Raw genomic sequence first — 10,077 nt, 5'->3', positions numbered from 1 at the left:
GCCGCTTGGCCGCTTGGCCGCTTGGCCGCTTGGCCGCTTGGCCGCTTGGCCGCTTGGCCGCTTGGCCGCTTGGCCGCCTGGCCGCCTGGCGCTATTCCTCCTCATCCTCCTCGTCCTTCTCCCGCTTGCGGCGCACCAGGCGGCCGAACAGCAGGCCCACTTCGTAGAGCAGGTACATCGGCACCGCCAGCAGGCTCTGCGAGACCACGTCCGGCGGGGTCAGCAGCATGCCGATGACGAAGCAGCCTAGCACCACGTAGGGGCGCTTCTTCGACAGGCTCTCCACCGTGGTGGCGCCCGAGAGGATCAGCAGGAAGGTGGCGATGGGAATCTCGAAGGCCACGCCGAAGGCGAAGAACAGCTTGAGGACGAAGTTCAGGTACTGGTTGATGTCGGTCATTACCGCGATGTTCTCCGGCCCGGTCTGGGTGAAGAACTGAAACAGCAGCGGGAAGACCACGTAGTAGGCGAAGGCGGCGCCGCCGTAGAAGAGCGCGATGCTGGAGGCCAGGATCGGCAGGGCCAGCGCCTTCTCGTTGTCGTAGAGCCCCGGCGCCACGAAGGCCCAGGCCTGGTGCAGCACGTAGGGCACGGCGGCGAAGACTGCCACCACCAGGGTCAGCTTGAAAGGTGCAAGGAAGGGCGAGGCGACCTCGGTGGCGATCATCTGCGAGCCTTCCGGCAGCAGCGCCATCAGCGGCTGGGCGACGAACAGATAGATGTCGTTGGCGAAGGCATAGAGCCCGAGGAAGATCACCAGGATCGCGATTACCGCCCGCATCAACCGCGAGCGAAGTTCGATGAGGTGCTCGATCAGCGGGGCCTGGTTCTGTTCCTGGGGATCTCCGGTCTTGCTCATCGGGAGGCGGAATCCTTGTCGGCGGTGGAGGCATCGGCGGAGCGCTGGTGATCATCGCCCTCGGTGTCCGTGCGGGCCCTGGCCAGGGCGTCGTCGAGGCGTTGCTCGGCGGGCGCGGCCTTGCTCCGCGAGGTCGAGGCGGACGTGTCGCCGTCGTCCTCGGCGATGCTCTCCACGCCCCGCTTGACCTGCTGGACGCCCTCGTCGAGCTTCTTCTGCTGCTCATTGAGCTTCTGACGCAGCTCCTCGGCCTCGAGTTGGGCGCTGATCTCGCTCTGCATACCCGAGACCGTGCGCTTGATCTTGCCGATCCACAGCCCCAGGGTACGCGCGGCCTTGGGCAGGCGCTCGGGACCGAGCACCAGCAGGCCCACCACGCCGATGATCATCAGTTCGAGAAAGCCCATATCGAACATGGCGGGTTACTTGCGCTCTTCCGAGTCCTCGGCCTTCTTCTCGGCCTTGACGTCGTAGGTGTTGACCCCTTCATCGTCATGGCTGACGCGGCTCTGGGGATCGTTCGCCTGCTCGTCCTCGCCTTTCTCGCCCTTCTCCTCGTCGTGCATGGCCTTCTTGAAGCCCTTCACGGCGCCACCCAGGTCGCCGCCGACGTTGCGCAGCTTCTTGGTGCCGAAGATCAGGATGATGATGCCGAGAACGATCAGCAGCTGCCAGATACTGATACCACCTAACATAGTTGCTTCCTCAGGTTGGAGCTCCGGGAAGGCCCGGAAGGGCCAGTTGACGCTATGGTTGCCGTGCGGCCTTCTCGTCGTGACCCGAGACGCCGAAGCGGCCGGCCAGCTCATCTAGGACCGCGCCGTGGTCGAGGCCCAGGTGCGAGAGCATCACCAGGCTATGAAACCACAAGTCGGCCGTTTCGGCGATCAACGCTTGTTGCGCCGCCGCGTCGCCGTGCTCGGCATCCTTGGCCGCCAGCAGGGTCTCCGTGGCTTCCTCGCCGAGCTTCTCGAGGATCTTGTTGAGCCCCTTGTGATGCAGGGCGGCCACGTAGGAGCTGTCGGGATCGGCCTGGCGGCGCTGTTCGAGCACGTCGTGCAGTCGGTCCAGTATATCGCTCATGGGGCAGGGTTCCATTGCTTGGGGTCAGTTCCAGGCCAGCAGCAGCACGCCGAGGCCGGCGGCGGCGAGCGCCGGCCAGGGCTGGCCGGCGGCCCATTCATGGAGCGGCTGCCAGGCCAGCGCGGTGACGATCAGCAGCAGGCCCAGGCGCAGTCGACGATGGCGATGGCCCTGGCGCGTCAGCTGGCGCGAGATGTCGCCCATGGCGGCCGACTGGCGACCGCGCTGGCGATGCTCCTGCTCGGCCCGGGACAGCGCCTGGTGGGCGAGCACCGGCAGCTCCGGTAGCTGGCGGGAGAGCTCGGGCGCCTGGCGCTTCAAGGACTCCAGCAGGCCGCGGGCGCCGGCGCGCTCCTTCATCCAGCGCTCCAGGTAGGGCTTGGCGGTGGCCCAGAGGTCGAGGTCGGGATAGAGCTGGCGTCCGAGCCCTTCGATGTTCAGCAGGGTCTTCTGCAGCAGCACCAGCTGGGGCTGCACCTCCATGTTGAAACGGCGCGCGGTCTGGAAAAGCCCCAGCAGCACCTGGCCGAAGGAGATATCCTTGAGCGGCTTCTCGAGGATCGGCTCGCACACCGTGCGCACCGCCGCGGCAAACTCGTTGGCGCGAGTCTCCTCGCCCACCCAGCCGGACTCGATGTGCAGGGCGGCCACCTCGTAGTAGTCCTGATGGAAGAAGGCCAGCAGGTTGCGCGCCAGGTAGTCCTGGTCCTCTCGGGTAAGGCTGCCGACGATGCCGCAGTCGATGGCGATGTACTGGGGGTCCTCGGGATGCTCGTAGGAGACGAAGATGTTCCCCGGATGCATGTCGGCGTGGAAGAAGTTGTCGCGGAACACCTGGGTGAAGAAGATCTCCACGCCCCGCTCGGCGAGCTTCTTGAGGTTGGTGCCCTGGGCGATCAGCGCCGCGGTATCGGCCACTGGGACCCCGTAGATCCGCTCCTGGACCATCACTCGGCGGTGGGTCAGCTCCCAGTGGATGGCCGGCACGTAGAGCAGCGGTGAATTCTTGAAGTTGCGCTTGAGCTGGGAGGTGTTGGCGGCTTCCTTGGTCAGGTCGAGCTCGTCGAACAGCGTGGATTCGTAGTCGCGGACCACCTCCACGGGGCGTAGGCGGCGCGCCTCGGGAATCCGCGACAGCACGCTGGCGAAGCGGTACATCAGCGCCATGTCCTGGCGCATCACCCGATCGATGCCCGGGCGGATGATCTTGACCACCACGGCCTCGCCGCCGTGCAGCCGCGCGGCATGCACCTGGGCGACGGAGGCCGAGGCCAGCGGCTCGGGCTCGAAGGCGGCGAAGGCCTCCTCCAGCGACATCTCGAGCTCCTCCTCGACCAGCGCCATGGCCTGGTGGCCGGGGAAGGGCGGCACCTGGTCCTGGAGACGCTGGAGCTCGTTGGCGATGTCCTCGGGCAGCAGGTCGCGGCGCGTCGAGAGCATCTGGCCGAACTTGACGAAGATTGGCCCGAGGGATTCCAGGGCGAGGCGCAGGCGCTCGCCCCGGGAGCGTTCGCCGATCGGCACCAGGCGCAGCGGCGAGAGCAGGAACAGGCCGCGCAGCCACCAGGGCAGGCGCGCCAGGGGTAGCAGGGTGTCGAGGCGGAAGCGAGTGATCACCCAGACGATGCGCGCCAGTCTCAGGATCATGAAGGCGCCTCCGCCGCGGCCAGGCGACGGCGCAGCCGGGCCAGGCGGGCCTCGGTGTGGTCGGTGGCGATCTCCAGCTCGGTCATGTGATCGCGCAGCGCCTCGAGCTGGTGGCGTCCCGGCAGCAGGCGCGCCTCCTCGAAGACGTACTCGCCGACATCGGCGCAGAGCTCCTGGCGGGTGCGCAGCCCCCACTGGGAGAGGCTGCGCACGCCCTCGGCCAGGCTATGGGCGGGGATATCGCCGATCCAGCGGGCGAGCTCGCCCTCCCAGTCGAGATCGAGGTCGAACAGCAGGTCGCGGGTCGCCTCCAGCAGGTGGGTGCGTCCGCGCACGGCGAGCTTGCCCTGGAACATCAGGCGCTCGATGGGAGCACCGCCGAGCAGCTCGCCGAGGGTCTCGGCATCCAGTTCGACCACCGCGTCGAAGGCCGCCTCGTCGAAGACTGTCTCGTCGGTCAGGTCGGGGCGCAGCAGGTCGATGCCCGCCGGGTGGAAGTGCAGGGCCAGCGCCAGGGCGGGCCGCTCCAGGCGCAGCAGGATGCGCTGGCCGGCCAGCCGGGCCAGCCGCGACGGCGCCGCGGGATCCCGGGCGAGCAGGGCATTGAGGGTACGTTCGAGACCGGCCAGCAGCAGAGTGGGAGACAGCGACATCATGCCCTCACAGCTTGATGCCGCGGTGCAGGGCGACGATGCCCCCGGTAAGGTTGGTGTACTCGACCCGCTCGAGTCCCGCGCCCTCCATCATGGCCTTGAGGGTCTTCTGATCGGGATGCATGCGGATCGACTCGGCCAGGTAGCGGTAGCTCTCGCCGTCGCTGGCCACCAGTTCGCCGATCTTCGGCAGTAGGCGGAAGGAGTACTCGTCGTAGGCCTTGGAGAACAGGGGATTGCCCGGCTTCGAGAACTCCAGCACCAGCAGGCGCCCGCCCGGCTTGAGCACCCGAGCCATGGAACGCAGGGCGGCATCCTTGTCGGTGACGTTGCGCAGGCCGAAGGCGATGGTGATGCAGTCGAAGCTGTTGTCGGGGAAGGGCAGGCACTCGGCGTTGGCCTGCACGTACTCGACGTTGCCGCCGACGCCGTGGTCGAGCAGCTTGTCGCGCCCGACCCGCAGCATGGATTCGTTGATGTCGGCCAGCACCACCCGACCGCGCGGCCCCACCATGCGCGAGAACTTGGCCGTGAGGTCGCCGGTGCCGCCGGCGATGTCGAGCACGCTGTGGCCGGGACGCACGCCGGAGCGCTCGATGGCCAGGCGCTTCCACAAGCGGTGGATGCCCAGCGACATCAGGTCGTTCATGATGTCGTAGCGAGCCGCTACCGAATGGAAGACGTGGGCCACGCGAGAGGCTTTTTCCTCGACCGGGACTTCCTGGTAGCCGAAGTGGGTGGTGTGCTTGTCACTGGCGCTCATGCCGTGGGGCTCCCGAATCGCTGCGGTGGGGGCGGGCCTTGCGGCCTTGCCGATGGGCGCCATTGTAGCCTCCCCCCATGGCGATTGTCTTGACGCCACCCCTACAGCTGTTTGATCTCGATGCCCAGCGGCTCGCGCGAGGCGCCCGCTTCCTCGAGCCGGCGCAGGTAGTCGGCCCAGTTGGCCTCGCGGCGGCGGATCAGGTCGTAGAGGTAGTCCCAGCTGAAGAGCCCGCTGTCGTGGCCGTCGTCGAAGTGCAACTTGAGGGCGTAGCGGCCGGTTTGGGTGATGTCCTTCAGGCCGACGTCCTTCTTGCCCACCTGCAGGGTGGCAGAGTCGGGACCGTGGCCGCGGACCTCGGCGGAGGGTGAGAAGACGCGCAGGTACTCCACCGACAGCCGATAGGACTCGCCCTCGGCGTAGGTGAGCTCGAGCTCGCGCTCCTTGCGGTGGTAGTGCACGTTGGTGGGGATGGGGGCTGTCATAAGCACCTTCGGTGAGCCGTAAGCCTGAAGCTGTAAGCTGGAAGTTAACTCCCAAGTGAGGTTATGGCTTCCAGCCTTTCGCCGCGCAGCGGCGTTCTTCTGGCTTCAAGCTTACAGCTTATAGCTCGTTCAAAGAATATACCGCGACAGGTCCTCGTCCATCGCCAGCTCGCCGAGCTGGGAGTCGACGTAGGCGGCGTCGATCGACAGCGGGCGGCCGAAGTCGCCGCCCAGGTAGGAGGCCTCCTCGAGCAGGCGCTCCATCACGGTGTGCAGGCGGCGTGCGCCGATGTTCTCGGTGCCTTCGTTGACCTTCCAGGCGATCTCGGCGATCCGCGCGATGCCATCCTCGGTGAAGGCGACGTCGAGCCCCTCGGTGGCCAGTAGCGCCTGGTACTGCTTAGTCAGCGCTGCGGAGGGCTCGGTGAGGATGCGCTTGAAGTCGTCCGGGGTCAGGGCGTTGAGCTCGACGCGGATCGGCAGGCGGCCCTGCAGCTCCGGGATCAGGTCCGAGGGGCGCGACAGGTGGAAGGCACCGGAGGCGATGAAGAGGATATGATCGGTCTTGACCATGCCGTACTTGGTGGAGACCGTGGAGCCCTCGATCAACGGCAGCAGGTCGCGCTGCACGCCCTCGCGGGAGACCTCGCCGCCGCTGGACTGGCCACTGCCCTTGGAGACCTTGTCGATCTCGTCGAGGAAGACGATGCCGTTCTGCTCCACCGCCTCGATGGCGCGGCTCTTGATGTCGTCCTCGTTGACCAGCTTGCCGGCCTCCTCGTCACGCAGTAGGCCGAGGGCGTCTTTCACCGCGACCCGGCGCGTCTCGCTCTTCTGCTTGCCCATGCCGGCGAACAGGTTCTGCAGCTGGCTGGTCATCTCCTCCATGCCCGGCGGGGTGGTGATGTCCACGCCGGGGCCCTGGGGCGTGACCTCGATGTCGATCTCCTTGTCGTCGAGCTGCCCCTCGCGCAGCTTCTTGCGGAACAGCTGGCGGGTCGAGCTGTCCTGGCGCGGCTCGTTTTCCTGGCCGCGGGGCGGCGGCAGCAGGGCATCGAGGATGCGCTCCTCGGCGGCGTCCTCGGCGCGGTGGCCGACCTCGTCCTTGGCCTGCTCGCGGACCAGCTTGATGGCGGCCTCGGTCAGGTCGCGGATGATCGACTCGACGTCGCGGCCCACGTAGCCCACCTCGGTGAACTTGGTGGCCTCCACCTTGATGAAGGGGGCGCCGGCCAGCTTGGCCAGGCGGCGGGCGATCTCGGTCTTGCCAACGCCCGTGGGGCCGATCATCAGGATGTTCTTGGGCGTCACCTCGTGGCGCAGCTCGCCGTCGAGCTGCATGCGCCGCCAGCGGTTGCGCAGGGCCACGGCCACGGCGCGTTTGGCGTCCTGCTGGCCGATGATGTACTGGTCCAGGGCATGGACGATCTCGCGGGGGGTCATCCGGGTCATGATTAGAGCTCTTCCAGCGTGACGTTGTGGTTGGTGAACACGCAGATGTCGCCGGCGATGGCCAGGGACTTCTCGGTGATCTCGCGGGCCGGCAGGTCGGTGTTCTCCAGCAGGGCGCGGGCCGCCGACAGCGCATAGTTGCCGCCGGAGCCGATGGCGATGATCCCACGTTCGGGCTCCACCACGTCGCCGTTGCCGGTGATGATCAGCGAGGCGTCCTTGTTGGCCACGGCGAGCAGCGCCTCCAGGCGGCGCAGGGCGCGGTCGGTGCGCCAGTCCTTGGCCAGCTCCACGGCGGCCTTGACCAGGTTGCCCTGGTACTTCTCGAGCTGGGCCTCGAAGCGTTCGAAGAGGGTGAAGGCGTCGGCGGTGCCGCCGGCGAAGCCGGCCAGCACCTGGCCGTGGTAGAGGCGACGCACCTTGCTGGCGTTGCCCTTCATCACGGTGTTGCCCAGCGAGACCTGGCCGTCACCGGCCAGCGCCACCTGGTCGCCGCGGCGCACGGAAACGATCGTGGTCATGGAGGGGACTCCTTGGGGGAGGGAAAAGCTCCCGATGACTGGCGGCGCCTCGGTCGAACCGAGGCGCCGGGGTGAACTCTGGGGGAAGTGCGGGCGGGGCGCGTGGAATTCAACCTTGGTCGTGTCCCACGGTGGGCGCGTCAGTTCTGCAGCTGGATCAGCAGTGGTTCGATGCCCTGGGTGGTCATCAGGTCCTGGGCGCGATTGAGCTCGCGCCGGTCACTGTAGGGGCCGACCTGGACGCGGTGCCAGGTGTCGCCGCCACCGGTCTTGACCTCGCTGATCTTGGCCAGCAGGCCGAAGTCCTTGAGACGACCGGCCAGCCGGTCGGCATCGCTGGCCTCGCGGAAGGAGGCGGCCTGCAACACGAAGCGAGCATCGGCGTCCGAGGCGTTCGCTGCGGCGGGCCGTGCGGTCTCGTCGGCCTCCATGTTGGCGGCGATCACCCGGGCGATGGGGTCGTCGCTGGAGGCCGAGGCGGCTGGCTCCGGCGCGGCCTGGGCCGGCTCGGGGCGCGGCGGCGGGGTCGCCGTGGAACTTGGCACCTTGCCGCCCGGGGCGATCACCTCGGATTCCGGCAGCAGGGTGTAGAACTCGAAGGTCGGCATCGGCGGCTCGTCGGGCGTCTCGGTACTCGGCTCTTGCTGGGACGCCTCGCGGCCCTCCGGCTGGGAGAGCACCTTCGCCAGCGGCGAGTCGCTGTCCTGCCAGGGCGCGGTGCCGTGCTGGTGCTGGGCCAGCAGGAAGCCGGCCACCAGGCCGGCCAGTCCCCACAGCCAGCCCGGCACGCCCCGGCGCGGGGGCGGTGCGGCACGCCGGCGCGGCGTGCTGGTGGCGCCGCGCTTCTTGGCGGGAGGCTTCCGGGTGGCCATGGCTTACATCTCCTCGGGCGCGCCGACACCCATCAGGTCGAGGCCGTTGCGCAGCACCTGGCGAGTGGCCAGGCCCAGCGCCAGGCGGGCGTTGCGCGGGGCATCGGCGTCGACCATTACCTTCACGGCGTTGTAGCAGGTGTGGAAGTCGGCGGCGAGGTCGAGCAGGTACTGGGCGATCTGCTGCGGCTCGTGGGCGGCGGCGGCGTGGGCGACCACCTCGGGGTAGCGGGCCAGGCGGTTGAGCACCGCCTTCTCCTGGTCGCTGTCGAGCAGCGCGAGCTGAGCCATAGCGAGCTCATGGTCGAAGGGCAGGCCTTCGGCGTCGGCGCGGCGCAGCATGCTGCAGACCCGCGCATGGGCGTACTGCACGTAGTAGACCGGGTTGTCGTTGGACTGCGAGCGGGCCAGGTCGATGTCGAAGGTCAGCTGGGAGTCGGCGCGGCGGGCGGCCAGGAAGAAGCGCGTGGCGTCGCGTCCCACCTCGTCGATCAGGTCGCGCACCGTGACGTAGCTGCCGGCGCGCTTGGAGAGCTTTACCTCGACTCCGGAGCGGGTGACCATCACCATCTGGTGCAGCACGTAGTCGGGCCAGCCCTGGGGTATGCCGGCCTCGAGGGCCTGCAACCCGGCGCGCACCCGGGTCACGGTGGAGTGGTGGTCGGCGCCCTGCTCGTTGATCACCGTGGTGAAGCCGCGCTGCCACTTGTCGAGGTGGTAGGCGACGTCGGGCAGGAAGTAGGTGTACTGGCCGTCGGACTTGCGCATCACGCGGTCCTTGTCATCACCGAAGTCGGTGGTGCGCAGCCACAGGGCGCCGTCCTGTTCAAAGGTGTGGCCCTTCTCGATCAGCCGCTCGGCCGCGGCCTCGACCTTGCCCTGCTCGTAGAGCGAGGACTCCAGGAAGTAGACGTCGAATTCGACGCCGAAGGCCTTGAGGTCCAGATCCTGCTCGCGACGCAGGTAGGCCACGGCGAAGTCGCGGATGGCCTCGAGGTCGTCCGGGTCGCCGGCGCCGGTGACGTGGCGGTCGTCGGCGTGCACGGTCTCGCCGGCCAGATAGCTGTTGGCCACATCGATGATGTAGCCGCCGCGGTAGCCATCCTCGGGCCAGCCCGCATCGCCGGGATCGATGCCCTGCACTCGCGCCTGCACCGAACGCGCCAGGTTGGCGATCTGGGCGCCGGCGTCGTTGTAGTAGAACTCGCGGGTCACGTCGTGGCCGGTGGCCTCCAACAGACGGCAGATGCAGTCGCCGATCGCCGCCCCGCGGCCGTGGCCGACGTGCAGCGGCCCGGTCGGATTGGCGGAGACGAACTCCACCTGCACCTTGCGCCCCTGGCCCGCCAGGTTGCGGCCGAAGGCATCGCCGGCCTCGAGCACCTGGCGCACCACCTGGGCGGCGGCATCGGTGGCGGCGAAGAAGTTGACGAAGCCAGGCCCGGCGATCTCCACCTTCTGCACGGCGTCGCTTTCGGGCAGCGCGGCGACCAGGGCCTCGGCCAGCTCGCGGGGCTTCTTTCCGGCCGGTTTCGCCAGCATCAGCGCGAGGTTGGTGGCGTAGTCGCCATGCGCCTTGTCGCGGGTCGGATCGACCTTGATGGTGGGGGCGATCTCGGCGGGCACGACGCCCTGTTGCCGGAGGTTGTCCAGGGCGTCCTCGAGCAGCGCGATGATGGTCTCTTTCATGGAAGTGTCCGGTGTCCTGTGGCGTGGGCGATGCGAAGCGACCGCCCGGGCGA

Annotated in this window: 12 protein-coding genes; all 12 read right to left on the bottom strand. The window is 68.1% G+C overall.

Annotated elements, in window-relative coordinates; all coding sequences use genetic code 11:
- Positions 1-91: 91 nt before the first annotated feature.
- Positions 92-859 carry a twin-arginine translocase subunit TatC gene (tatC, locus tag FEI13_RS14960; RefSeq protein WP_138182325.1) on the bottom strand — a complete coding sequence of 256 codons (768 nt, stop codon included), beginning with the start codon at positions 857-859 and terminating at the stop codon, positions 92-94.
- The gene (tatB, locus tag FEI13_RS14955) at positions 856-1,275 is read right to left on the bottom strand and encodes a Sec-independent protein translocase protein TatB (RefSeq protein ID WP_138182324.1); all 420 of its coding nucleotides are present in this window, start codon (positions 1,273-1,275) and stop codon (positions 856-858) included. The genes tatC and tatB overlap by 4 nt, the downstream gene beginning before the upstream one ends.
- Before the next feature lie 6 nt (positions 1,276-1,281).
- On the bottom strand, positions 1,282-1,554 hold the full coding sequence (tatA, locus tag FEI13_RS14950) for a Sec-independent protein translocase subunit TatA (RefSeq protein WP_138182323.1): 273 nt from the start codon (positions 1,552-1,554) through the stop codon (positions 1,282-1,284).
- Positions 1,555-1,606: 52 nt separating this feature from the next.
- The gene (locus tag FEI13_RS14945) at positions 1,607-1,942 is read right to left on the bottom strand and encodes a phosphoribosyl-ATP diphosphatase (protein WP_138182322.1); all 336 of its coding nucleotides are present in this window, start codon (positions 1,940-1,942) and stop codon (positions 1,607-1,609) included.
- A gap of 24 nt (positions 1,943-1,966) precedes the next feature.
- Positions 1,967-3,589, bottom strand: a complete 1,623-nt coding sequence (gene ubiB / locus FEI13_RS14940) for a ubiquinone biosynthesis regulatory protein kinase UbiB (RefSeq protein WP_138182321.1) — start codon at positions 3,587-3,589, stop codon at positions 1,967-1,969.
- The gene (locus tag FEI13_RS14935; protein WP_138182320.1) at positions 3,586-4,242 is read right to left on the bottom strand and encodes a ubiquinone biosynthesis accessory factor UbiJ; all 657 of its coding nucleotides are present in this window, start codon (positions 4,240-4,242) and stop codon (positions 3,586-3,588) included. The genes ubiB and FEI13_RS14935 overlap by 4 nt, the downstream gene beginning before the upstream one ends.
- Before the next feature lie 7 nt (positions 4,243-4,249).
- Positions 4,250-5,005, bottom strand: a complete 756-nt coding sequence (gene ubiE / locus FEI13_RS14930; RefSeq protein WP_138182319.1) for a bifunctional demethylmenaquinone methyltransferase/2-methoxy-6-polyprenyl-1,4-benzoquinol methylase UbiE — start codon at positions 5,003-5,005, stop codon at positions 4,250-4,252.
- Positions 5,006-5,106: 101 nt separating this feature from the next.
- Positions 5,107-5,490 (bottom strand): gamma-butyrobetaine hydroxylase family protein, encoded by a 384-nt coding sequence (locus FEI13_RS14925; protein WP_138182318.1) that lies wholly within the window; start codon positions 5,488-5,490, stop codon positions 5,107-5,109.
- Between the two features lie 129 nt (positions 5,491-5,619).
- Positions 5,620-6,942: an ATP-dependent protease ATPase subunit HslU gene (gene hslU, locus FEI13_RS14920; protein WP_138182317.1), complete on the bottom strand. Its 1,323-nt coding sequence runs from the start codon at positions 6,940-6,942 to the stop codon at positions 5,620-5,622.
- Between the two features lie 2 nt (positions 6,943-6,944).
- Positions 6,945-7,463 (bottom strand): ATP-dependent protease subunit HslV, encoded by a 519-nt coding sequence (hslV, locus tag FEI13_RS14915; protein WP_138182316.1) that lies wholly within the window; start codon positions 7,461-7,463, stop codon positions 6,945-6,947.
- Between the two features lie 140 nt (positions 7,464-7,603).
- Positions 7,604-8,335 carry an SPOR domain-containing protein gene (locus FEI13_RS14910; protein ID WP_138182315.1) on the bottom strand — a complete coding sequence of 244 codons (732 nt, stop codon included), beginning with the start codon at positions 8,333-8,335 and terminating at the stop codon, positions 7,604-7,606.
- Positions 8,336-8,338: 3 nt separating this feature from the next.
- A complete protein-coding gene (gene argS, locus FEI13_RS14905) occupies positions 8,339-10,024 on the bottom strand; it encodes an arginine--tRNA ligase (RefSeq protein WP_138182314.1) in 1,686 nt (561 codons plus the stop codon).
- Positions 10,025-10,077 lie beyond the last annotated feature (53 nt).

This window comes from Halomonas urmiana (genome assembly GCF_005780185.1).
GTDB lineage: Bacteria > Pseudomonadota > Gammaproteobacteria > Pseudomonadales > Halomonadaceae > Halomonas > Halomonas urmiana.
This window is presented reverse-complemented; position numbering and strand designations above follow the sequence as displayed.